Below are 23,483 nucleotides of genomic sequence, written 5' to 3'. Positions count from 1 at the left end.
CACTTGAAAATCGATATATTACCTCTTTTGAACTGCGTTAACTATACTTTCTGAGAGACAAGTGGCTGCGCACACGATCTCTCAAAAAGTATACGCTTTTCGAGCAAATTCAGTGGGGAGAAGCAATCTGGCGATTGGCAAGTTTTTATAACGCCACTCCCCGGCTGAATTTGCCGGAAAGGGGAATACAAACGCCTATTGGTACGGCTTCTTAAAACAGACTCCAGGCTTTTAGGAGGACCTGGCCACAGGAATGTTCCGAAAAGCCAAGTGTAAGCTCCCTTGGTACAAGCGCTTAGAGCTTAGGCGTGTGCAGATTGTCAAGGAGATGTTTCGTCAGAACCGGTAGATTGAGCGCCGTCAATCCCGCGATTGGCAAGGAAAACCGACTGGTTATGGCGGAAAATCCGCTGGCAAGCTGTGCGCGGATCATTTCGGGATAAATTCTTAGTTTTCCGGCAGCCAGACCCGCATCTGGTTCAGTCCGCGATTGCCCCAGGCGTAATAGGGGATCAGACGGATTTCCCCTCTCTCCCGCCGGGGTTTTTGGCTGGTATAGAGCCCTTCTGCCGGCTGGGTCCGCCAGCCCTCCGCCGCCACGGGGACCACGCCGCCCAAGAACTCCGGCTGGAAAGCCCCGGCGCTGAGCCCGCCGTTTTGGTCCAGAGACAGGGAGAACACATCGCCGTCATTGTCCACGCCTTCGGCGCAGTACACCAGGGGCCCCCGCATCACCGCCGCCTTGCCCGTATCCGCCGGAATCCTGGTGGACGCGTAGACCTTCCGGGGGGTCATGTCTAGTTCCAGTTCCAGGATGTCTCCTTCCTGGAAGCCGCCGGAGAGCCAGGCGTAGCCGTCCCGGAGCACGGAAGCCAGGTCCACCGTTTTGCCGTTATGTTTCAGCACAGTGTTGCCGCTCCAGGCGGGAATTCGCAGGGCCACCGTCTCCCTGGCTCCACCGGTAAAGGTATAGGTGACCTTGCCGTTGTTGGGGTAGCCCGTTACGCAGTCCAGCCCCCAGCCGAAGGGAGTATCCACATGGCCGTCCAGGTAGAGATGGATCAAAAGGGCGTCCTCTCCGGCGGAATAGGCGTAGCTGCCAATGGAGGCCAGCAGTCGGGCCACATTGGGCGGGCAGCAGGCACAGGCGTACCATTGGGGACGCTGGGGCAGGTCATGGCGCTGGGTGGCCGCTTCGCCGGAAATACCCGGGGCAACCTCCAAGGGGTTCACATAGAAAAAGCGCTTGCCGTCCAGGGCCATTCCCGCCAGAACCGTATTATAGAGGGCCAGCTCCATCACGTCGCCGTGTTGGCCCAGAGGATTCAGCTCCAGCATTTTTCGGGCAAAGAAGATCAAGCCGATGGAGGCGCAGGTCTCCGCGTATACCGTGTCGTTGGGCAGATCGTAGTCCACGGTGAAGGCCTCTCCCAGCACCGTGGAGCCGATGCCCCCGGTAACGTACATCCGCCGCTGGGTGATGCTCTCCCACAACGTCTCGCAGGCGGCTTTCAGGGTAGGATCCCCGGTTTCCCGGGCCAGGTCCGCCATGGCGGTGTAGAGATAGACCGCCCGTACCGCGTGTCCCACCGCGTCTTTCTGCTCCCGGACGGGCTTCGCGCTCTGGGTGTACTCCTTTTCCACGGGCTCCTCGGGCCTCTGCCAGAGAATCCAATCCCGCCTTTTCTTCTCTTCCTCAAAATAGTGGGGCTCTTGGCCGCGCACATCTACAAAATGCAGGGCCAGCTCTTTGTATTTCTCGTTGCCGCTGGCGCGGTAGAGGCGCATCAGGGCCAGCTCGATTTCCGGGTGGCCGGAGTAGCCCCGGGGGCATTCCTCCATGAAATGCTGGTAGATGCAGTCCGCGTTCCGCTCCATGATCCGCAGAAAGCGGTCCTTCCCCGTGGCCTCGTAATGGGCGCAGGCGGCCTCCATCAAGTGCCCAGCGCAGTAGAGCTCGTGGGCCTCCTGAAGGTTCGTCCAGCGCTTGTCCGGCTCCTTCACGGTAAAATAGGAATTCAGGTAGCCATCCGGATGCTGGGCCTTCTCCAGCAGGCCGATCACTTCTTCCAGCCGGGCCTCCAGCTCCGGGTTCTCCCGCTCTGCCAGAGAGTAGGCCGCGGCCTCCATCCACTTGGCCAGATCGCTGTCCTGGAACACCATACCATAGTACTCGCCCTGGACCTCCTCCCCGGCCACCTTTTGGGCCGCCAGCCGCAGGTTCTGGATGGCGTGGCTCTTTTCCACCCCGGACAGCTGATCATTTAAAATGCTGTACTGATAGGGCAGCACGGTTTCCCGCACCAGTTTCTGCCGCTGGGCCAGAAATCCCCGGCCCTCTTTAAACGCCGTTACCGGCAAGCCTTTGCTCCGCATAATTTCCTCCTTGATTTAAGCTGTTCCGTAAGAAGCCGTACCAATAGGCGTTTGCATTCTCCTTTCCGGCAAATTCAGCCGGGAAGCGGTGTTGTGAAAACTCGCCAATCGCCAGATTGCTGCTCTCCACTGAATTTGCTCGAAAACCAAAATAGAAATCCTATCGGTACAGCTTCTAACAATCTCTCAAAAGTATGAAAAATCAACTTCCCACAAAGCATCCATCACCCGGACCTCCCGGTCCAGCCAGGGAATGGATTTTCCTTCCAGCAGGGCGCGGTTGGCAGCCAGAGCTTCCTCCAGAGAAACCCACACCGGGCGGAAATGCTCCGCTTCCTCGTATTCGTCCAGATGAAGGGGCACCTGCTCTTGGCCCAGGCGGCACAGGAAATAGTAGGAGTCCATCTCCAGAATATCCGCGGTCCGCCCGGCTCGGCGCTCGTGGGCCAGAGCCAGAATTTCCCCTGTTTCCAGGACCGGATAGCCGGTTTCCTCCAGCATTTCCCGGGCCAGGGCCTGCTCCAGGGTTTCGCCCGATTCCACGCCCCCTCCGGGAAATTTATAATCCCCCGCGCCTGTGTGAATCAGCAAGAGTTCTCCCTCTTTAACCACAATTCCCCGGGCCGCCCTGCGGCGGAACACGCTTCCCTTTTCAGGCAAGCCCTCCGCCTGCAAACAAATCTCTACCATAGGGCTGCTTATTGCTGGGGAGGCTGCTGGAAGCCGTCCGCCGGATCCTGGGGAACGGGCTGCCCGTCGGGACCAGCCTGCTGAGGCTGCTGGCCGGGGAACAGGTCCGCGTACATGGGCGGCACGGCAGGTTGCACCGGCGGGAACAGAACCTGGTTCATGGCGGTACGGTAGCGGCCCAGGAGCACGGCGGCGAGGATCAGGGCAGACCCCTGGCAGAGAGTGCCCACAGCACTGATAGGGGCGGTGAACAGCGCGAAAACCCCGGAGATCAGCGTGCACACCGCCACAAAATAGGTCATGCCCACCAGATAGCTGGAGACCCGGTCATCGGCCATGCCGGACTGTGCCACGGTTTTGGTGCGGTTGATCATGCGGATCAGGCTGGCCTGATAGGTAATCCCCAGCACGAAAGCAAAGATGCACACCAAGGTCACAATCGCCATGATGACGATAATGGAGAGGAGCACCTCATCCTCGCTGCCGGCAAAGGCCATGGGAGGAACACCTTCCGATAAAACAACGATCAGCACCAGGGCAATGCCAGCCAGGACCAGAAAGGCGCACAGGCAGAGAGCGACCATATAAATGTACCGGAATACCTTGCAGATGGTGAGCCCGGCGGTGGAGATGTTGCCGGACATGCGATTGCGGCAGGTGACAAAGTGGATCCACATGGCAACCGCCAGCAGGATGGCCGGGATGGAGCCGATGATAGCGTTGGCTACGGATGTGGCACGGATCATATCCAGCATGTTGGCAATGGAATCTATGTAATCGTACAGGCCATAGGCATAGGCATAGTAGTAAATGTTGGAGAGCGCGTCGCTCAAGCCCATAGAGGAGAATACCGTGAGCAGGGCAGAGGCGGAGAACAGAATGGCCATGGTCAGGAAGAGGGGAGAGGAACCGATGGTTTTCACCACGTTCACCGCCGGGTTGTCAGAGAGCAGGGGCGGCGGCGCTTCCAGCGTGCAGGGACAGACGGTGCCGTCGGGGATATTCCGGCCGCAGTTGGGACAAATCATAATAAGACCCTCCATAATCATTGATAGCGTGGCGAAAACTAGCCCACGTATTATATATTACAAGAAAACCTCAGAAAATGCAAATCTTTTTCTTGAACCCTTTTTCAGCGGCCATTCCTGGCAAGTTTTTACATTTTTATAGGATAGTAGACATTTTTTGCAGAATATGCTACAATAGAATTTATATTTCCACAGAAATGCTTTTTTCAAGGAAATTGGACGCGGTCTTATAGTTAATAACTATAGACCTGAAAAGGCCCGCTGACCGCAGGTCTTAAGACAGACTCTAGAAGGGGAAAGGGGAGATTGTATATGAAAAAAAGACTCTGCCAGTGCCTGGCGTTATTTTTGACGGCAGCGCTGCTGTGCGCCCTGGCTCCGGCCTATGCCGGGGCCGCGAGGTTTTCCGATGTGTCCGCAGGAAGCTGGTACGCCTCCGCCGTGCAGGAGATGGTGGACCGGGGCATCATGAACGGCAAAGGAACAAATACCTTCAAGCCCAACGGCACACTAACCAGAGGGGAGTTCGTCACCATGCTGGCGAGAACCGCTCTCAGCGAAGGGGAGCTGGGCCAGTATACCTACCGGGGGATTTTTTCTGACGTGCCCCAGAAGCACTGGGCCAACCGCTATGTGAACTGGGCCAGCGAGGCCGGCGTGGCAGGAGGCGTTGGCGGCGGGAAATTCGAACCGGAGAAGCAGCTGACCCGCCAGGACATGGCGGTGATGGTGGTAAAATACGCCAAGGCCACAGGCCTGGACCTGCCCGCCATCAACGGCCCCAAGCTGTTTCTGGACTACCGCTCTATTTCCAGCTATGCGGTGGACAGCGTGACCAAATGCCAGCGGGCGGGGGTGATCGATGGCTACGGCGACATGACCTTCCGGCCCAAGGGCGTGGCGAAGCGCAGCGAGGCGGCCGTGCTGTACTCCCGCTTTTTGCAGACAGCCCAGTCGGCGGGCTACAAGATTATTCGAAAGCGCCTGAACGGCATGCCTATTGCTGCGGTAGAGTTTGACCCCGGCCAGTTCACGGCAGGGGTCGCTCTGGGCAATGACAGGGTCCGGGGCGCGGAGCAGGCCAAGTCCCTCTTCAGCCGCGTGGGGGCCAAAATCGCCGTGAACGGGGGCTTCTTCGAGTTCGGCTCCTACGACGCCTACGGCACCATCATCCATGAGGGCCGTCCGATCACCGTGTACAACCAGTTCTCCCCGGCCAAGTCTGCCATTGTCATGGATTCCTCCGGCCGGTTCTCCGTGGAGAATTACAGGACCAACATCTCCGCCACGGTATCCGCCGCAGACGGCCGGGAGCTCACCGTCAAGGACGTGGGCGCCAACCGCTTCCCCTATGACCCCAAGGACGGCACCCGGCTGATCTTCACCAGCGACTGGGGGGGCAGCCTGGGCTTCCAGGCCAGATACGCCGCCGTGGTGGACGGCTCCGGCCGCGTGACCGCCCTCTGTCAGAACCAAGACGTGTCCATTCCCAAGGACGGCTATGTCCTGGCCCAGCGGGGTCCCCGGGCGGACGATAGCTTCATTCAGGCCGCCACTCCCGGAGCGTATCTGCGGTTTGAGACAGAGTACACGGGCTCCAGCACCCAGGATGTGGAGCTGTCCATTGCGGCGGGGCCCAAGATCGTGGAAAACGGCCGGCCCTATGGCAACGCCTCCACCTACGCGGCGGAGGGCCTGGGCGGGATCGGGGGCGAATCCCAGGCCCGCCGGGTGTGCATCGGCGTGCGGTACGACGGCTCCCTGCTGATCCTCACCGCCTATGCCAGCCTGCCGGAGCTCTCCGGCATCATGGCCGTCATGGGCTGCCAGAGCGCCGTGAACCTGGACGGCGGCGGGTCCACCAACCTGTACGTAAACGGCCAGTGGCTTTACGGGCCCACAGACCGGGCTCTGAACAATGCCCTCTATTTCAAGTAGGCCATGGGGAACCTGGGATTTTCCTATGTGGGGCTGGTCTATCTTCTGATGCTCTTCGCCCCGAACCTTTTCTGGACGCGCGCCAAGCCGGAGGGCTACTCCGCCCAGGGCGAAAGCCCTTTCCTTCAGGCTGTGGAGCGGATCGGGGAGGCGGGGACTACCTGCTGCGCTCTGATTTTTCCGAGACTTTAACCTCAAGCCCTGGTCTGCTTGGAGCTTGTGGCTGGCCGGTTCTGTCCTGCTGATGCTGCTGTATGAGCTGTGGTGGGGGCGGTACTTCCGCAGTCCCCGAAGGCTGGAGGACTTCTACGGCTCCTTTCTGGGGATACCAGTGCCGGGGGCGGTGTTGCCGGTAGTGGCGTTTCTGCTTCTGGGGATCTATGGCCGGGTGGTCTGGATGGTTCTGGCAGCGGCGGTGCTGGGCGTGGGTCATATTGGAATTCATTTCAGGCACAGGAGAGACATCCTCTCGCAGCGGTTCCAAAAGTAAGAACCTGTATTCACAGCCTGCAAACACTGCCAAAGCGGTCTTTTTCGTGTCGCTCGTCGTTAAATCCGCTTGCCATACGGCAAGTGATACCTAAGAGTTGCAAGCAACTCTGCGAATTTGCCTGGATTGGCACGAAAAATCCTCGCCTTGCCAGCATTTTCGGCTATGAATACAGGTTCTAAATCGAAACTATAGTTAACGCGGTTCAAAAGAGGGATTCCAGCTCTTTTGAACCAGGTGGGGGAGGCCACGAGATCCTCAGCCGCCCAGTGCGTTTACTATAAACGAAAAGGGTTTGCTGCCTGTGAATGCGGGCGGCAGGCCCTTTGGCTTTTTCGGCGGTCTGGTGGGCGCGCTTCTTGCCTGGGTCCCGCCCCCGGCAAGAAGCGTGGAAATAAATTTGAAATATTTTTCCATTCCCCTTGACAAGTGTCGGGAGCAGTGGTATACTAGTCGCATAGTTAGTTACTTGAGTAGTTAACCGATTCAGAAAGGGGGTACACATGCAAAAGCTGGATCTAAGCGGAGAAAAGCCCATTTTCCTGCAAATCGCCGAGAGCCTGGAGGACGCGGTACTGTCCGGCGCTTTGCCGGAGGGGGGACAGCTTCCGTCCATCACGGAGCTCTCCGTGCAGTACACCATTAACCCCGCCACGGCCCTGAAGGGCATCAACCTGTTGGTGGACCAGGGCGCGGCCTATAAGAAGCGGGGCGTAGGCATGTTTGTGGCGGAAGGGGCCAGGGCTTTGTTGCAAAAGAAGCGCCGAGGAGAGTTCTCCAGCCGCTTTGTGGCCGCCATGGCGGCAGAGGCCAAGCGGCTGGGCATTCCCCGGCAGGAGCTGCTGGACATGGTAGCGCGGGAATTTGACGGTATCGAGAAAGGAAGATAAGAGAATGGCGATACAGATGCAGAACATTTCCAAAGATTTCGGGCAGGTGCGGGCCTTGAAAGGGGTCAATGCCGTGTTCGGGGAGAATCGGATCTACGGCCTGCTGGGCCGCAACGGCGCGGGGAAATCTACCCTGCTGAATATCCTGACAAACCGCATTTTCCCCGACGAGGGGGCGGTACTGGTAGACGGCGAAAACGCTCTGGAAAACGACCGGGCCCAGTCCAAGATCTTTCTGATGAGCGAGACCGCTTTACATCCGGACGGGATGCGGGTCAACGGCGCTTTTCGCTGGGCAAAGGCCTTTTACCCCGGCTTTGACAGGGAGTATGCGGAGAAGCTGCTGGCGGACTTCGGGCTGGCTCCCAAATCAAAAATTTCCGGACTGTCTACAGGATACCGCTCCATCTTCAAGCTGATCCTGGCCTTGTCGGTGAACGTCCCCTATGTGCTGCTGGATGAGCCTGTGCTGGGTCTGGACGCCAACCATCGGGAGCTCTTTTACAAGCGCCTGCTGGAAAAATACGCGGAAACTCCCTTTACCGTGGTGCTCTCCACGCACCTGATCGAAGAGGTGGCGAACCTGGTGGAAGACGTGGTAATCATCAAGGACGGCGAAATCCTGCGGCAGGAGTCTCGGGAAACCCTGCTGGCCGGGGGCTATACCGTCTCCGGCGGGGCAGCGGCCGTAGAGGCTTATATCCAGGGCAAAAACGTGCTGGGCGTGGATGTTCTGGGTGGCCTGCGCACCGCCTATGTGCAGGGCGTCCCGGAAAAAGACGGAGAGGCTGCCAAAGACCTGGAGTTTGGCCCCATGGACCTGCAAAAGTTGTTTATTCAGCTCACCAATTCTTAAGGCAATCCCGCACAAAGACCGGCCTACGGTCTTTGCGCACGATTTGCTTGATCTTTTTTCATCATCTTGCACCAATGTCGCTTGTCAATCGCCAGGTTGTCTGCGCTCGATTCGTACAAGCTGACAAAAAAATCTACTGCGCAACTCGCGCACAATCTTTGTGCGGGATTGCTTTAATGCAAAAGAGGTATTCCTATGAAAATCTATCCGTCTTTCCGCTATCAGCTTCGGGATCAGCGCGGCGCTATTCTGGTCTACTATGGCGTGCTGGTCTGTATGATCCTGGTGTCCCTCGCCGCCATGCCCTTTCTCTCGGCCGAAGGCGGAGACTTTGTCTCCACCAACGGCGTGACGGCTGTAACCCTTGTCTTTGCCTTTGTTCTCTCTCTATGTGCCTTTAAAGAGAGCTTTCTGATGAACCTTCAGCACGGTGTCTCCCGGCGCAGCCAGTTTCTGGCGCGGCTGGGGGCCATGGGCGCGGCCTGCGCTGTTATGGCTGTGGCGGATGAAATCTATACCCTGCTGGTCGGAGCGCTCCACTTTGTCTTTCCCAACAATTTTAATGGGAATTCTCTCTATGAGATGACATATTGCTCGACCCCCGCCGCGGATGGCTTTTACGTCCAGAGCAGCATTGCTACCGTGCTGCTGTCTGTGGTGTTCAGCTTCTTCCTCCTGCTGGCGGTGTGCTCGCTGGGCTATCTCATCGCGGTTTTCATGTATCGCCTGCATAAAATGGGCAAGATCATCTTCTGGGCGGGTACGCCTATCCTGTTCATCCTGCTTTCCTCTTATCTCGCGGCTTATCCCGCGCTTCAGGAAAAGGTGCTCCAGTTTATTGTGGACGCGGCCCGGATGTGTTGCAGCTCTCTGCCCAGAATTTCCATTACCTGCACCCTGCTTGCGGTTCTTTTCTCCACCCTCGCCTGGCTGCTTATGCGTCGGGCTGCGGTGAAGTAAAAGTGCCTTGGGACTTTATAGTAAATTAACTATAAGTTAAGAAGCCGTACCAATCGGTGTTTGTATTCCCCTTTCCGGCAAATTCAGCCGGGAAGCGGCGTTGTGAAAACTTGCCAATCGCCAGATTGCTTTTCCCCACTGCATTTGCTCGAAAATCGTATACTTTTTGAGAGAGCGTGTGCGCAGCCACTTGTCTCTCAGAAAGTATAGTTAACGCAGTTCAAAAAGGTATATACCGATTTTCAAGTGTATTTACTATAACACAAATCCTATCGGTACAGCTTCTAATTGGCGAATAAAATGCAAAAACGGGCGGTGTCTCTAAGACGCCGTCCGTTTTCACGCTGATGCTTAATTGCTTGCAAACTCAGTCCGCCGCGCTTGGAAAAACAGTTTTCCCAGGCATTCCTTCTGCCATTCCGGCGGTTTCTAGGAACCCAAAGGCTTTTATGCCTTGCCTACAGAGCCGAAGAGCTCCATCTTTTCCTTCACAGTCGCCTTGATGGCCTCGAAGCCGGGAGCCAGCAGCTTGCGGGGGTCGAAGCCCTTGCCCTGCTTGTCCTTGCCCTCTTCAATATACTTGCGGGTAGCGGCGGCAAAAGACAGCTGGCATTCGGTATTTACGTTCACCTTGGAAACGCCCAGAGAAATGGCTTTCTTCACCATCTCCTCGGGAATGCCGGTGCCGCCGTGGAGAACCAGAGGCATAACGCCGGTTTTCTCCTGAATCTCCGCGAGCACGTCAAAGTTCAGGCCCGTCCAGTTCTCGGGATACACGCCGTGAATATTGCCGATGCCGGCGGCCAACATGGTGACGCCCAGGTCGGCAATCATCTTGCACTCGTTGGGGTCGGCAACCTCGCCACCGCCAACAACGCCGTCCTCTTCGCCGCCGATGGCGCCTACCTCGGCCTCAACGGAGATGCCCTTTTCTCCGGCGAGGCGGATGATCTCCTTGGTCTTTTCGATGTTTTCGTCAATGGCGTAGTGGGAGCCGTCAAACATGACGGAGGAGAACCCGGCGTCCATGGCGTCCATGGCTCCCTGATAGCTGCCGTGGTCCAGGTGCAGAGCCACGGGCACGGTGATGCCCAAGGTCTCGATCATGGCCTTTACCATGGCGGCCACGGTCTTGAAGCCGCACATATACTTGCCCGCACCTTCGGACACGCCCAGAATGACGGGAGAGTTGCACTCCTGCGCGGTGAGGAGGATGGCCTTGGTCCACTCCAGGTTGTTGATGTTGAACTGGCCCACGGCGTATTTTCCAGCCTTGGCTTTGGTAAGCATCTCTTTTGCAGAAACTAACATAGACGATTCCCTCCGATTTTGAATTCTATCCAAGGAATTCCTTGGCATTTCTTAACTCCTATTATATCGTAACATCCGGGAAAAAGCAACCGGAATTTTCCTTTGCGCGGCCCGGCCGCCGGGCCTCCCGATATTCTACAGCTGGAAGTCCTCCGGGCTGTAATCCTGGGTGTTCAGGGGCGGCGCGGTGCGGGGCTTTCGAAGCAGGGGGTTGTAGAAATACCCCCGGCACTGGCCCTTTTCGTCCATTTTCAGGCCCTGCAGGCAGGCGGGACGGCCGTCGAGATTGCCGTTATAGGTGCAATAAGAGCAGCTGGGAGGAACGTTTTCCCCAAATAGAGCGGAATTCTTCTTCATAAGTCTCACCCCGATAAACGGATTCATTCTGATGGGAGCGTTTCCCTGGCTTTGCCTATAAAGGAAAAAGGCTTGCGAAAAGGGGACCGCTTTGCGCTATACTGTCATATTACTATTATAGCGGAAAGCGGTGGGTTTGGCAAGGGGGTCAGGCCTTCTTTTCCCCCACTGCCAGAAGGAACGCCGCGCACATGAGCAGGAGAGAGGCGCCGCCGAAAAAGCCGCCGGAAAACAGACCCGCGCTTCCCGCCGCGCCCACAGCCGCCGAGGCGGAGATTTCTCTGTGGGGCAGCAGGATGCAGAAAAGCAGAAAGCATCCCGCCGACATCAGTCCGTGGACCAAGCGGCCCAGGAAAAAGAGCCAGAGCTTTATGGGAGGATCTGGGAAGAAGGCCAGGACCTGCATGTGTACGCAAAGCCCGCCAAAAGCCAGACCAAAGGCATAGAATACCGGCGGAACAGCCATTTCCGCGCTGATGCCCACGCCTCCGGTAACCTCCAGCAGAAAGGAGAGCACCGCCGCCCACTCCATAGGGGTGAAAATCCCGGTGCGGCTGAGCAGACTTACCAGAAATCGGTAGGCTCCGCAGCTGTGCAGGACCGCGGTGAACCCGGCAAACAGAACGACGCAGGCGCACATCATGAGGACGCTTCTGGCAGAGTCCGTTACCGAGGCCATGAGCGCTCCCCGGGTGGGCTCATATTCCTGGGGAGGGGGCTCTTTTGGCGCGGGAGCCCGGAAAGCGGAAACCAGGCCCAGCACCAGGCCGGAAAGGGTGACCGAGGCGAAAAGGACCCACCCCAGCCTGGAGCTTCCTAAGACACCTCCGCCTAAGAAGGTGACAACAAAGGCCAGGCCTGGGTTCACGCAGAACAGCAGCATTCGCCCGGCCTGTTCCCGGCTGATCCGCCCTTTTTCCAAGAGCAGGGAGACGCCTCTGGCCCCGGCGGGATAGCCCCCAATGAAGCTCATGAGAACCGGCACGGCACAGCTTCCAGGAAGGCGGAAAGCCCGCCGGACCAGCCCGCCCAGGGGCCGACCGAAGAAAGCGGCGGCGGAGGAGTGGACCGCGAAGCTGGACAGGACCATAAAGGGAAAAAGCGAAGGGGTGAGCACCGCAAGACAATATTGGATGCTGGACCCCACCGCGCCGCTTACCATCTGGGGGTAGAGCAGCAGGGCCAGCAGAAACAGGAGAAATCCCAGGGCGCAGGCAGCGGCGGCCAGGCTTCTTTTTTGGATAGGCAGAGAGGCGTTCATAGGGGGCTCCTTTCTTGAAAAGGCAGGTCTTTGTGGGGCATTTATAGTAAACGCACTTAAAAATCGGTATCTACCGATTTTCAAGCTGGGCGGCTGAGGAGGGCGTGACCTCCCCGCCTGGTTCAAAAGAGGTATCCTACCTCTTTTGAACTGCGTTAACTATACTATATATGCTACCCGGCTGTGATATATGTGGCGCGGGCGGCATAAAATAGGAGGGAAAGGGGGTGTTGGCATTGGAGCCAAAACCCAGGGGAGGCGCGGTGATCTCTGTCACCGGGAACCGCAGCGCCATTGTGGACGGCTGCGACGGCGTGCTGGACTACGACGAGGAAAAAGTGATCCTGCGCACCGGCAGGCTGACCGTCCGCATTTCCGGCCGGCGGCTGCGGTTGACCCGCTTGACGGAGAGCTCCGCCATTATAGAGGGAATCATAGACAGGATGGAATACAGCTATTAGGGAGGGGTGGCCATGCTGGAGCGGGTTTTTCACTGGCTTTCCGGGTATGTGGAGTTTCAGGTGGAGGGAGACGGGGCCCGGGTGTTTACCGTGGCGGCCAAGCGGGGGTTGGGCCTCTGGGGATTCCGTCGGGTTCGTGGCAAGGCCCGCGCCCGCATGAAGCCCCGGGACTATAAAAAGTTCCGATATGCCTGCCGCCGCTGCCAGGCCACGTCCCGGATCACCCAAAAGCGGGGGGCGCCCTTCCAGCTGGGAAGGCTGTGGAAGCGCAAGGGGCTTTTGCTGGGAGCGGTCTGCGGGATTGGGCTTTATGTGTTTTTGTCCGGCTTCCTCTGGGGAGTGGAAGTGACAGGCACAGAGAGAACCACTCCCCGGCAGGTGTTTCAGGCGGCGGAGAAGCGGGGCGTTTTCGTGGGTGCGCCAAAGGCCCGGCTGAGGCCTAAAAGCGCCGGACAGGGGATCCTCTCTGATTTGCCGGAGCTGAGCTGGGTGAGCGTGAATACCGACGGATGTTTTGCCCAGGTTGCGGTAAAGGAAGGGGAGCCCGTCCCTCATGTGGAAGAGGCGGGGGAATTGTCCAATATTGTGGCGGACCGGGAGGGCCAGGTGGTGGAGATCGAGGCCTATCAGGGCCGTCCGGAGGTGGAGCTGGGAGAGACGGTAGTGGCAGGGCAGCTGCTGATCTCCGGGCTTTATCAGGAGAAGCCCGACCCCTATGGCCCACAGCCGGAGAAGCTGTTTCAGCGGGCGGGACCGGCCCGGGGGCGGGTCATAGCGGAAACCTACCGAGAGTTTACCGTGCAGGCAGGGTCTTGGGAGTCCCGGCGGGTGGAAGAGGGCAGGCAGTCGGCGCTGTGGGCGGAAGTTTTCGGCCTGCGGATTCCCCTGGGCCTGTGGAGTCGCCCTCCGGAGGGAGCGCGGGTTTGGCGGGAAGTCAGCCGGGCCAGCCTGCTGGGTGTGGAGCTGCCTTTGGCACTGGAGAGGGAGGAAACGGTGCTGCTGCGGGAGGAGCGCCGGAGCCTTACGGAAGAGGAGCAGCGGGAGGCGGCGCTTCGCAAGCTGCGGGAGTCCCAGAAGGCCTCCCTGCCCAAGGGGAGCAGCATCAAAGAGGAAAAATTGGAATTTGGCTTTGCGGATGGAATGTGCATTCTCAACGCAAAATGCCGGTGCTTGGAGGATATTGCCAGATTGCAGATCATCTCTGTGGAATAGCTCAAACAAAGTGCAAAAATTTTTAGCGAAATTTCATAGGGTTTGGGGTTGAACATTTTAGGGGTGATATGTTATAATGTACGCAGAGCGCACATTCGGAGTTTCCCTCGCCTGCGCAGCGAGAGTTGAGCGTGCTCAACTCTTCGTCTTCTCGCTTTGCGAAAGCACCGGAAAACTCCAAGCGGATTTTTATGTTGTAATAATGGTGAAAAAAGTCCGCCATACGGTGCGGTTGGATAAAGGCGGGGCGGAAAGGCTCGCTTTCCCCCGTGTTGTGTGGAGGATCTTGCCAGTGGAAACAAAAGAAAGAAACCGGCCCTCGCGCCGGGGAGGAAAAGATTGGAACAGAGAATTAGCGTAGACCGGCTGGAACAGGCGGAGGAGCTGTTCGGCAGCTTTGACAGCAATATCAAACTCATCGAGAAGGAATACGGCGTGGCGCTGGTGTTCCGAGATTCGGAGCTGAAGATCACCGGCGCCGACCCGGAGCAGGTGGACCGGGCCGCCCGGGCTGTGCGCAGCCTCATCACCCTTATCGGCGGAGGCCAGAGCCTCAGCGAACAGAATGTGCGGTACTGCATGGGCATGGTGGCCGAGGACAGCGAGGACAAGGTGGCGAAGCTGGCCGGGGACTGCATCTGCATCACCAGCAAGGGCAAGCCCATCAAGCCCAAGACCGTGGGCCAGCGCACCTATTGCGACAATATCAAGGAGAATACCGTCACCATCGGCGTGGGCCCTGCGGGCACGGGAAAGACCTATCTGGCGGTGGCCATGGCCGTGACGGCCTTCCGGGCCCAGCAGGTGAATCGGATTATTCTGACCCGCCCGGCGGTGGAGGCGGGGGAGAAGCTGGGCTTTCTGCCCGGGGACCTGCAGCAGAAGGTGGACCCCTATCTGCGGCCCCTGTACGACGCTCTCTTCGACATGCTGGGGGCCGAGACCTACCAGCGCTATGTAGAGAGGGGAAACATCGAGGTGGCGCCCCTGGCCTATATGCGCGGCCGCACCCTGGACGACAGCTTCATCATCCTGGACGAGGCCCAGAACACCACCGGCGAGCAGATGAAGATGTTCCTCACCCGCCTGGGGTTCAACTCCAAGATGGTGATCACCGGGGACGTGACCCAGATCGACCTGCCCGAGGGCAAGCGCAGCGGCCTGAAAGAGGCCGTGCGGGTGCTGCGGGGGGTGGAGGATATCGTCATATTCCGCTTTACGGAGAAGGACGTGGTGCGCCACAAGCTGGTGCAGGACATCATCCGGGCCTATGAGCGGGCGAGCAAGGGGAAAAACGGATAGCCGGACAAGCGCCTCTTTCCGGCGCGTCCGGAAGGGAAACAGTTTTCATTTCAGAAAGGAAAGGGTCTTGAAAATGGAGAAGATTCGGGTCATCATTTCCAACCGACAAAAGCAGGTCAGGGTTCCCACCGGAGTCCGTATGCTGATACGCCGGTGTTGCCATGCGGTTCTCCTGATGGAGGACTTCCCGGATCCTGCGGAAATCAGCGTCAGCTTTGTGGACAACGACCAGATCCGGGAGATGAACCGCCAGTACCGGGACAAGGATTCCGTCACGGACGTGCTCTCCTTCCCCATGGGGGAGGACGGTCACTACGACGTGAACCACGAGACCGGGGCCAAAATCCTGGGGGACATTGTGATTTCCGTACCCAAGGCCATGGAGCAGGCAAAGACCTATGGCCACACTCTGGAGCGGGAGATCGGCTACCTCACCGCCCACTCCATGCTGCACCTTTTGGGCTACGACCACGAGGAAGGCGGTCTGGCCCGGGTGCGTATGCGGGAGAAGGAGGAGCGGGTCATGCGGGAGCTGGGCCTGCCCGCCAGCAGCAGCTATGCCCCCGAGGAATGAGAGCCCCCGCCCCGCCGGCCATCGCAGCCTGTTTCACAGCTTTCGGGACGCGTTCAAAGGCGTCTGGCGCTGCCTGCAATCAGAGCGGAACATGCGTATCCACGCCGCCGCCTGTGGATACGTCTTGTTTTTCGCGGCAAAATCCGGGGTCCATGGGGGAGAGCTGGCTTGCCTGTTGCTGGCCATGGGAGCCGTCACGGCGGCGGAGGCCATGAACACCTCTGTGGAAAAGCTCTGCGACTTTGTGGAGAACAAGCGGGACCCCAGAATCGCCGCGGTGAAGGACATGGCCGCGGGGGCGGTGGTCCTGAGCGCCCTTTTTGCCGCGCTGGCGGGCGGGGCGGTTTTGCTGCGCCCGGAGCTCTGGGCGGCTGTTCTGGACATCGCCGGGACTCCCTGGAAGCTGGGGGCCTTCGGGGCCTCGGCGCTGGCCTGCGCCCTGCTGATCTTTGCGGCGCCGCTCAAGCGGGAGTGAGGAGGTACTCTCATGAGAGGAAAGAAGAAACACGTCTATATCGCAATCATCGTAATGGCCTGTGTGGTAATTGGCGCGGGATACCTTGCTGTGGCGGGCAGAGGAGAACCAGATGAGAGCGCAATGATAACGACTCTTTCCATTGACAGCATTGCTGAAAAGTTTCATAATGAGGATGGGTATTATCTGACGGTCGCTTTAGAGGATTGGCTAATAGAAGAGTATCATTTATCTTATGACAGAATTTCTATTAAAACCCAGCGGGATATTTACGATAAGGCGTCTCCGGGAGATGGTTACGCCGGCGTGACTTTAAAGATAAGGGAGCCGGAGAAATGCTCGAACGGCGGCGTTCGCGAGGTGCTGCAATGGGATCTGAGCGATTTGTGTGACATTATTTCATTGAATTGAGGCAAAAGGCCGGAACGTAAGGGGGAAATATGGCATGGTGCGCTCGGTTGTCAGGATGGAGGAAAACCAGGCTCTGGATGCCGCCTATGCGGTGGTGGAAAAGGGTCCTGCGGGCGTCCTTCTGGTGCTGAAGGACCGGGAGTGCGGCATCTTTGACTGTACCGCCATGAATTCGGACCAGTTCCAGTATCTGCTCTTGAAGCATTACGACACGCCTTCCCGGGCCTACGAAGACTTTCTGAAGCTGGTGGGCAAGATGTGCAAAAAGCGCGAGGACAGCAAGTATTTTGGAGCCCATCTGCCGGAGGATAATCGCATGGTGCGCACAGCCCAGGGCGAGCACGGCATCACCTGGGAGGAGAGAAGCGTTTATGAGGAGCGGTTCGCGGCGTTCCGCCGGTTTGTGGCGGGAGAGCGGAGCAATATCCTCAAGGCGCTTGAAATATGAGACTTTTTTGGTGAACAGGAAACGGAGGTTTTATGCCGCAGCTGAATAAAGGCGGAAAATTTGTGTTTGGCAAGTCCCGCGTTCGCCAGGACGGAAGCCTCTGCCTGCCGGAGCAGGCCATAGAGGAATACCAGATCTGCCGGGAGGGCCGGGTCTATTTTTTCACCGGGGCCAAGGCTACCGGCGGCTTCTGCGTCACCCGGAAGGGGCTGCTGGCCCCCTCGCGGCTGGGGCATATTTTGCGGGAGAATCCGGACCTGGACGTGTATGCCCTGCCGGCCGGGACGCTGGTCCCCTATAAGGGCCGGCGCTATGGCTGGCTGGAGGTCTCCCCGGAGGGCCGGCTTTTCCTGGGGGAAGCGCTCCTTCGGGAGCTGGAGCTGGCCCCTGGAATGGAGCTCCTGTGCATCCGCAGCAGCAATATCGCCTTTACCATGGGGGCCAGGGGCCCTCTTCTGGAACGGGCAAAAAATTACGCCGGGGAGATCCCGGCCTATTGATAGGAAGAAATTATGGATAATCAGAGATCGGCCTGCATTGCCATTGTGGGCCGCCCCAATGTGGGCAAATCTACCCTTCTCAATAAACTCATCGGCGAGAAGATCGCCATTGTCTCCAAGAAGCCCCAGACCACCCGCACCCGGATTATGGGTGTGCTGACGGAGGGAGAGGACCAACTGGTGTTCCTGGACACTCCGGGCCTCTTAAAGCCCAGGAATCCCCTGGGGGACTATATGGTGCGCTCCATCACCGCCGCCCTGGAAGAGGTGGACGCCTGCCTGTTGGTGACGGAGGCCGGAGCCCCTGTCTCAAAGGCGGACCAAGAGCTGGTTCAGCGGTTCCGCCGGGGGAGGCTTCCTGCTCTTCTGGCCATCAACAAAATCGACCTTCTGGCGGACAAGTCCCCCCTGATGGAGCAGATTGCCGCCTATTCCCGGCTGTATGATTTCAGGGCGGTGGTGCCGGTTTCGGCCCGGGACGGCAGCGGCATGGACGCGCTCTCGGACGAACTGAAGGCGCTGACGCAGCCTGGGGGCTGGCTCTTTGACGAGGACACCCTCACCGACCAGCCGGAACGGGTGCTGGCGGCGGAATTTGTGCGGGAAAAGGTCCTGCGCCTGTTGGACCAGGAGATTCCCCACGGGGTGGCCGCTGTGACGGAGATTATGCGGGAGCGAGGAGAACTGTTGGAACTGCATGTGACTCTCTACTGCGAGAAAGCCAATCATAAGGGAATCCTCATCGGCAAGGGCGGTGCCATGCTCAAGCAGATCGGCTCCGCGGCCCGGGCGGACCTGGAGCGGTTTTTCGGCTGCAAGGTAAACCTCCAGCTCTGGGTCAAAGTGAAGGAGGACTGGCGGCAACGCCCGGAAACCTTGCAGGGGCTGGGATTTTCCCAGCGGGATTTTCAACTGTAAAGGAGCATGAATATGGAATATTCCATCCATTTGGACAGGCTCACCCTGGGGGTGTGCTACTATCCTGAGCACTGGCCGGAAAGCCTGTGGGAACAGGACCTGGACCGGATGCTGGAGGCGGGGATCTCCGTCTGCCGGATCGGGGAGTTCGCCTGGAGCAAGTTCGAGAGGACCGAGGGGGCCTTTGACTTCTCCTTCTTCCAGCGCTTTCTGGACCTGGCCCAGAGGAAGGGCATGAAGGTGATCTTCTGCACCCCCACGGCCACGCCCCCCGCCTGGCTCACCGAGAAGTACCCCGAGACTCTGAACGCCTTCCCGGACGGCACCTTGGTGCGCCACGGGATGCGCTGCCACTGCAACCACACCTCCCCGGTATTTCTCAAGCTGTGCGCCCGGGTGGTGGAGGAGATCGCCGGGCACTATGGGTCCCACCCCGCCATCATCGGCTGGCAGATCGACAACGAGATCAACTGCGAGACCAATATGTTCTATTCCGAGGCGGATTCCGTTGCCTTTCGGGCCTATCTGAAGGATAAGTTCGGCACTCTGGAAGCTCTAAACCAGGCCATGGGCACGGTGTTCTGGAACCAGGAGTACACGGACTGGGAGGAGATCTTCGTGGCCCGGCCCACCCTGGCCAATTCCCCCAACCCCCACCTGCTTCTGGAGCAGAAGAAGTTCATCTCTGAGAACAGCGTCGCCTTTTTCAAGATGCAGGCGGATATCATCAAAAAATACCGGAAGCCGGGGGATTTCATCACCACCAACGGCGTGTTCGGCCATATCGACTACCAGGACCTGAACCGCTGGGCCCTGGACTTCATCACCTACGACAGCTACCCCAATTTCGCCTATTCCCTGGGCGGGGCCAACGGCAACGCCTCCGCCTTCGGGCGTCTGCGGGACAGGGTCAGCGGCCTGAGCCTTGCTCGTGTGCGGTCCATCTCCCCCAATTTCGGCATCATGGAGCAGCAGTCCGGGGGAGGCGGCTGGCAGACCAGAATGCCCCAGCCCGCCCCCAGGCCGGGACAGATGCGCCTGTGGGCCTGGCAGTCCATTGCCCACGGGGCGGACTTCGTGAGCTTCTTCCGGTGGCGCACCTGCAATGTGGGCATGGAGATCTACTGGAACGGTATCCTGCCCTGGGACAACCGGGACAGCCGCCAGCTGGAGGAGCTCCGGGTTCTCCGGGACGAGACCGCCAGGGCGGCGGAGCTGGCGGGCAGCCGGTATGCGGCCAAGGTGGCGGTGTGCTACCACTACCCCACCCAGTGGGACGGGGAGGGGGACATTTTCCACGGCCCACTGGAGGGCGTCTCCGTCATGAACTGGTTCGCGGCTTGCCAGGTGGCCCACACGCCCATGGATCTGCTCTGCCTGGGGGAGGACCTGGGCCTGGAGGCGCTGGCCCCCTACGACCTGCTGGTGCTGCCCCACATCGCCTTGCTGCCGGAGAAAACCGCCGGGCTGCTGAAGGAGTACGTAGAAAGGGGCGGCAGGGTGATTTTTGGGGCCCGGACGGGCTTCAAGGACGAATTCGGCCGGTGTCCCATGCGCCCCACCCCCGGCCCGGCGGCAGAGCTGGTGGGGGGAACCGTGCGGGAGTACACCCTGGTTCCGGAGGACAGCCGGACGGCGGTGGTGCTCTTTGGGAGGAGCGTGCCCATGCCCAGGCTCAATGAAATCCTGGAGCCGGAGGACGGCGAGGCCCTGGGCCGGTGGTATACCCGGGAGTTCTACGACGGGCAACCCGGCGTGTTGCGCAAGCGAACCGGCAAGGGCGAGGCGATTTACGTGGGCGCTGCCTTCTCGGAGGAGATGGCCTCCGCGCTGCTGAGCTACGCAGGGCTGGAAGAGCCCTATGCCCAGTGGCTGGACCTGCCCCAAGATATCGAATTGGCGGTGCGGAAGAAGGGGGACAGGGCCTATCATATCCTCCTGAATTACACGGATGCACCCCGGCCCTTTACCTGCCACGGGCCCATGACGGACCTTCTCACCGGGCTCCCCTGCGAGGGTGAGGCGGAGCTGCCCCCCTACGGGGTCATGGTGCTGGCCTGAGAAAAAAGCCGCCGGATTGGGGGCGCGGGCCCTTGACTTTCCGGCAGATTGTGGTATAATAGTAAAGTTGTTTGAGACAGAGTTTCAAACTTCCTTGCTCCGCGAAAATCCAAGGCATCGCGGGGCCATAAGGCCAAAAGGAGGTGCAATACAAATGGCAGAAGGAAAGAACCTCTACGAAACCGTCATCGTCACTTCCGCGAAACTGGGGGAAGAGGGCAGCGCGGCTCTGGTGGAGAGATTCAAGGCGCTCATTGCAGAGCACGGAACTGTTCAGAGTGTTGACGACTGGGGCAAGCGGCGCTTTGCCTACCCCATCAACAAGCAGACCGAGGGTTATTACACGCTCATCAATTTTGAGAGTGGCCCGGAGTTCACCGCAGAGCTGGACCGCCGCTACCAGATTGCCGATGGAATCGTGCGCACGCTGATTGTCAAGCGGGATCCCCGGCATATCGTGGAGCGCAAGCCCCAAAAGGCGCAGAAGCCTGAAGAGAGCGGCGATATCGACGTAGAGGCCATCGCGGTGGAAGCCGTGGAGGCCGCTGGCGAAGCCCAGAAGGCTGAGTAAAGGGAACAAGATTCGCGGGACAGGCTTGGGGCTTTGTGCCGCCGCAAAGAAAGGAAGGTCGTCCTGAATATGCTGAACGTGGCTGTTATTATGGGCAGGCTGACTGCCGACCCGGAGCTCCGGTATACGCCCAATGATGTCCCCGTTACCACCTTCACGCTGGCGGTGGAGCGCTCTTTTTCCAGAAACGGCGACCGCCAGACGGATTTTCTGGATGTGGTTGCCTGGAGGCAGACCGCCGAGTTTGTGTGCAAGTATTTCACAAAGGGTCAGATGATGGCTGTGAATGGTTCCATTCAAACCCGCACCTGGGAGGACAAGCAGGGGAACAAGCGCAAGTCCGTGGAGATTCAGGCGGACAATGTGAGCTTTACCGGGTCCAAGCGGGAGACCCAGGGGGGCGGCGACTACAGCGGAGTCTCTTCCTATGGGGGAGAAGGCCGTTCTTATTCTGAGCCGGCCTTAAAAGAGCCTGCGGCCGCTTATTCCAGCGGGGATACAGGCGATTTTGAGGAGATTCTGACCGACGACGACCTCCCGTTCTAAAATGGGACTGTGTATTATATGAAGTGAAGGAGGTTTTTGATATGCCAGACAGACCCGAGAGGGAAGTCCGCCGCGGACGCAAGGGCCGCAAGAAGGTTTGCAGCTTCTGCGTAGATCGTGCGGAGTTTATAGACTATAAGGACGTGGCCAAGCTGCGCCGGTTTATTTCTGAGCGGGGAAAGATTCTGCCCCGCCGCGTTACCGGAACTTGCGCCTATCATCAGCGCGCCCTGACTGTGGCGATTAAGCGTGCCAGGCATTTGGCGCTGCTGCCTTATACCAGCGACTGAGGATAATACTGAAAGGGCTTGTCGTTTGTGCTGCAAACGACGGGCCTTTTTCCATGACGGCAAAAATTAAACGACAGGAGGCGGCGTGCGCGGAAAGCGGACGCCCCTCTAGAGAGGAAGGGAACATGAATCCCATCAGTGAGAAAATAGCGGAGATCGGAATTGTGCCGGTGATCAAGCTGGAGACCCCCCGGCGGGACGCCGGGCCTCTGGCAAGGGCTCTATGTACGGGCGGGGTTCCGGTGGCAGAGGTAACCTTTCGGGCCGCCGGAGCGCCGGAGGCCATTGCCCTCATGAAAGAGACCTGCCCGGACATGATTGTGGGCGCGGGCACGGTCACTGCCGTGGAACAGATTGATCAAGCGCTGGAAGCCGGGGCGGCGTTTGTAGTGTCTCCCGGGCTGGACCCGGAGCTGGTGGAGTACTGCCAGAGGCTGGGCGTGCCGGTCTATCCCGGCTGTACAACGGCCAGCGAGTATCATACAGCGCTGAAATTGGGCCTGGAAGTCATTAAGTTTTTCCCGGCGGAACAGTCGGGTGGGCTGGCAAAGATTAAGGCCCTGGCGGCTCCTTTCCCTCAGTTTCAGGTGATGCCTACCGGTGGAATCGGGCTCCATAATTTGGCGGAATACCTGGCCTGTCCGGTCATTGCCGCCTGCGGGGGCTCTTATATGGTAACTGCGAAGTTGATCGGCGAGCAGAACTGGGAGGAAATCACCCGGCTGTGCAGAGAGTCCCGAGAAATTGCGGCAAAAGCCAGAGCCAATAGAATTTAATTTGCGGGGAAAAGAAAAAGGCCGTTGCTATGCGGCCTTTTTGCTTTTATTGAAACGCGGGGGGAGTGACCTCTGTGCCGGAGAAACTGTTGCCGCCGGGAGAGGGCTGGGACATGCTAAAGTACATTTTTGCCGCCTTTGTGGTTCCAAAGTCTCGGTTGGAGCCAGTATCCTGTACCCGGTTAAAGGCCTCGCGGAACAGGGCGTTGTGGGCTTCTTCCCGGTTTAGCAGGAAGTCGATGGTGTCCCGCACCTTTTTGTCGCCGATCAACCGGTACAGATATTCATATACCACTTTTGCCCGCTGTTCTGAGGCAATATTGGACAGCAGGTCGGCGCACAGGTCGCCTGTCACAGTGACATAGTCTCCGGTCCAAGAATAGCCGGAGGCGTTGATCAGGCCGGGGTTCAGGCCCAGCAGGACATGGGACTGGATTTCCCCGGCCGGCACAGCGGAGACGTCCAGGTCATGGCCATTGAGAAGATTGATGGTTTGAGCCACCATCTCCATATGGCCCAGTTCCTCTGCGGCAATATCCAGAAATAGGTCTTTGATTTCGGGATCCTTTATGCGGAAGCTCTGGGACATATACTGCATGGCGGCTTTTAGTTCGCCGTTGCCGCCGCCCAGTTGTTCCTGGAGCAGAGCGGCATACTGGGGATTTGCTTTTTCCACCTCCACAGGGTGAAAAAGCATTTTTTCATGTTGAAACATAGGACCACCTCCATTCGGGAGTATCGTTCCCCAGAAGAGAAATCCTATGCAATCGATCGTTTGTTC

At 58.7% G+C, this 23,483-nt stretch carries 27 protein-coding genes; 20 read left to right on the top strand and 7 right to left on the bottom strand.

Annotation, left to right across the window (positions count from 1 at the left end):
• Positions 1-447: 447 nt before the first annotated feature.
• The 3 genes from D7X94_RS03855 to D7X94_RS03845 form a co-directional block, all read right to left on the bottom strand.
• Complete coding sequence (locus tag D7X94_RS03855; protein WP_243111138.1) at positions 448-2,376, bottom strand: glycoside hydrolase family 127 protein; 1,929 nt, start codon at positions 2,374-2,376, stop codon at positions 448-450.
• Between the two features lie 186 nt (positions 2,377-2,562).
• Complete coding sequence (locus D7X94_RS03850; protein WP_158590884.1) at positions 2,563-3,036, bottom strand: NUDIX domain-containing protein; 474 nt, start codon at positions 3,034-3,036, stop codon at positions 2,563-2,565.
• A gap of 38 nt (positions 3,037-3,074) precedes the next feature.
• Positions 3,075-4,094 (bottom strand): hypothetical protein, encoded by a 1,020-nt coding sequence (locus tag D7X94_RS03845; RefSeq protein WP_120426380.1) that lies wholly within the window; start codon positions 4,092-4,094, stop codon positions 3,075-3,077.
• Between the two features lie 312 nt (positions 4,095-4,406).
• Between D7X94_RS03845 and D7X94_RS03840 the strand changes: the two genes are divergently transcribed.
• From D7X94_RS03840 to D7X94_RS03820, 6 genes are all read left to right on the top strand, one after another.
• On the top strand, positions 4,407-6,032 hold the full coding sequence (locus D7X94_RS03840) for an S-layer homology domain-containing protein (protein ID WP_120426379.1): 1,626 nt from the start codon (positions 4,407-4,409) through the stop codon (positions 6,030-6,032).
• A 3-nt stretch (positions 6,033-6,035) separates the two neighbouring features.
• Positions 6,036-6,224, top strand: coding sequence for a hypothetical protein (locus tag D7X94_RS19775; RefSeq protein WP_442857877.1), 189 nt, complete (start codon positions 6,036-6,038; stop codon positions 6,222-6,224).
• A 25-nt stretch (positions 6,225-6,249) separates the two neighbouring features.
• Positions 6,250-6,522 carry a hypothetical protein gene (locus D7X94_RS19770; RefSeq protein ID WP_442857876.1) on the top strand — a complete coding sequence of 91 codons (273 nt, stop codon included), beginning with the start codon at positions 6,250-6,252 and terminating at the stop codon, positions 6,520-6,522.
• 503 nt (positions 6,523-7,025) lie between these two features.
• A complete protein-coding gene (locus tag D7X94_RS03830) occupies positions 7,026-7,412 on the top strand; it encodes a GntR family transcriptional regulator (protein WP_120426378.1) in 387 nt (128 codons plus the stop codon).
• A gap of 4 nt (positions 7,413-7,416) precedes the next feature.
• Positions 7,417-8,268 (top strand): ATP-binding cassette domain-containing protein, encoded by an 852-nt coding sequence (locus D7X94_RS03825; RefSeq protein WP_120426377.1) that lies wholly within the window; start codon positions 7,417-7,419, stop codon positions 8,266-8,268.
• A gap of 195 nt (positions 8,269-8,463) precedes the next feature.
• Positions 8,464-9,228: a hypothetical protein gene (locus D7X94_RS03820; protein ID WP_120426376.1), complete on the top strand. Its 765-nt coding sequence runs from the start codon at positions 8,464-8,466 to the stop codon at positions 9,226-9,228.
• Positions 9,229-9,675: 447 nt separating this feature from the next.
• Here the strand turns inward: D7X94_RS03820 and fba are convergent, their stop codons facing one another.
• From fba to D7X94_RS03805, 3 genes are all read right to left on the bottom strand, one after another.
• The gene (fba, locus tag D7X94_RS03815; RefSeq protein WP_120426375.1) at positions 9,676-10,539 is read right to left on the bottom strand and encodes a class II fructose-1,6-bisphosphate aldolase; all 864 of its coding nucleotides are present in this window, start codon (positions 10,537-10,539) and stop codon (positions 9,676-9,678) included.
• A 135-nt stretch (positions 10,540-10,674) separates the two neighbouring features.
• Positions 10,675-10,896: a hypothetical protein gene (locus D7X94_RS03810; protein ID WP_147401652.1), complete on the bottom strand. Its 222-nt coding sequence runs from the start codon at positions 10,894-10,896 to the stop codon at positions 10,675-10,677.
• Between the two features lie 148 nt (positions 10,897-11,044).
• Complete coding sequence (locus tag D7X94_RS03805; protein WP_120426373.1) at positions 11,045-12,157, bottom strand: nucleoside recognition domain-containing protein; 1,113 nt, start codon at positions 12,155-12,157, stop codon at positions 11,045-11,047.
• 230 nt (positions 12,158-12,387) lie between these two features.
• Here D7X94_RS03805 and D7X94_RS03800 point away from each other — a divergent pair, with 230 nt between their 5' ends.
• The 14 genes from D7X94_RS03800 to eda all read left to right on the top strand — a co-directional run bounded on the left by D7X94_RS03800 (position 12,388) and on the right by eda (position 22,702).
• The gene (locus tag D7X94_RS03800; RefSeq protein ID WP_158590883.1) at positions 12,388-12,618 is read left to right on the top strand and encodes a YabP/YqfC family sporulation protein; all 231 of its coding nucleotides are present in this window, start codon (positions 12,388-12,390) and stop codon (positions 12,616-12,618) included.
• 12 nt (positions 12,619-12,630) lie between these two features.
• Positions 12,631-13,830, top strand: coding sequence for a sporulation protein YqfD (locus D7X94_RS03795; protein WP_120426371.1), 1,200 nt, complete (start codon positions 12,631-12,633; stop codon positions 13,828-13,830).
• Between the two features lie 339 nt (positions 13,831-14,169).
• Positions 14,170-15,132: a PhoH family protein gene (locus D7X94_RS03790; protein WP_243111136.1), complete on the top strand. Its 963-nt coding sequence runs from the start codon at positions 14,170-14,172 to the stop codon at positions 15,130-15,132.
• A gap of 73 nt (positions 15,133-15,205) precedes the next feature.
• Positions 15,206-15,706, top strand: a complete 501-nt coding sequence (gene ybeY / locus D7X94_RS03785) for an rRNA maturation RNase YbeY (RefSeq protein WP_120426370.1) — start codon at positions 15,206-15,208, stop codon at positions 15,704-15,706.
• A complete protein-coding gene (locus D7X94_RS03780) occupies positions 15,690-16,181 on the top strand; it encodes a diacylglycerol kinase family protein (RefSeq protein WP_120426369.1) in 492 nt (163 codons plus the stop codon). Before ybeY ends, D7X94_RS03780 begins: the two co-directional genes overlap by 17 nt.
• Positions 16,182-16,193: 12 nt before the next feature.
• Positions 16,194-16,592, top strand: coding sequence for a hypothetical protein (locus D7X94_RS03775; RefSeq protein WP_120426368.1), 399 nt, complete (start codon positions 16,194-16,196; stop codon positions 16,590-16,592).
• A gap of 34 nt (positions 16,593-16,626) precedes the next feature.
• Positions 16,627-17,040, top strand: a complete 414-nt coding sequence (locus tag D7X94_RS03770) for a hypothetical protein (protein ID WP_120426367.1) — start codon at positions 16,627-16,629, stop codon at positions 17,038-17,040.
• A gap of 32 nt (positions 17,041-17,072) precedes the next feature.
• Complete coding sequence (locus tag D7X94_RS03765; RefSeq protein ID WP_120426366.1) at positions 17,073-17,540, top strand: hypothetical protein; 468 nt, start codon at positions 17,073-17,075, stop codon at positions 17,538-17,540.
• Positions 17,541-17,552: 12 nt separating this feature from the next.
• The gene (gene era / locus D7X94_RS03760; protein WP_120426365.1) at positions 17,553-18,458 is read left to right on the top strand and encodes a GTPase Era; all 906 of its coding nucleotides are present in this window, start codon (positions 17,553-17,555) and stop codon (positions 18,456-18,458) included.
• Between the two features lie 12 nt (positions 18,459-18,470).
• On the top strand, positions 18,471-20,519 hold the full coding sequence (locus D7X94_RS03755) for a beta-galactosidase (protein WP_120426364.1): 2,049 nt from the start codon (positions 18,471-18,473) through the stop codon (positions 20,517-20,519).
• Between the two features lie 154 nt (positions 20,520-20,673).
• Positions 20,674-21,090, top strand: a complete 417-nt coding sequence (gene rpsF / locus D7X94_RS03750) for a 30S ribosomal protein S6 (protein WP_120426363.1) — start codon at positions 20,674-20,676, stop codon at positions 21,088-21,090.
• Positions 21,091-21,159: 69 nt separating this feature from the next.
• Positions 21,160-21,636 carry a single-stranded DNA-binding protein gene (locus D7X94_RS03745; protein WP_120426362.1) on the top strand — a complete coding sequence of 159 codons (477 nt, stop codon included), beginning with the start codon at positions 21,160-21,162 and terminating at the stop codon, positions 21,634-21,636.
• Between the two features lie 41 nt (positions 21,637-21,677).
• Positions 21,678-21,926: a 30S ribosomal protein S18 gene (rpsR, locus tag D7X94_RS03740; protein ID WP_120426361.1), complete on the top strand. Its 249-nt coding sequence runs from the start codon at positions 21,678-21,680 to the stop codon at positions 21,924-21,926.
• Positions 21,927-22,051: 125 nt separating this feature from the next.
• Complete coding sequence (gene eda / locus D7X94_RS03735) at positions 22,052-22,702, top strand: bifunctional 4-hydroxy-2-oxoglutarate aldolase/2-dehydro-3-deoxy-phosphogluconate aldolase (RefSeq protein WP_120426360.1); 651 nt, start codon at positions 22,052-22,054, stop codon at positions 22,700-22,702.
• A gap of 46 nt (positions 22,703-22,748) precedes the next feature.
• Here the strand turns inward: eda and D7X94_RS03730 are convergent, their stop codons facing one another.
• Positions 22,749-23,417: a manganese catalase family protein gene (locus tag D7X94_RS03730; protein WP_120426359.1), complete on the bottom strand. Its 669-nt coding sequence runs from the start codon at positions 23,415-23,417 to the stop codon at positions 22,749-22,751.
• Positions 23,418-23,483 lie beyond the last annotated feature (66 nt).

Origin of the sequence: Acutalibacter sp. 1XD8-33 (genome assembly GCF_003612555.1) — a bacterium.
GTDB lineage: Bacteria > Bacillota > Clostridia > Oscillospirales > Acutalibacteraceae > Acutalibacter.
Note: the sequence above shows the minus strand (reverse complement) of the source record. Positions and strands in the feature narration are given on the sequence as shown.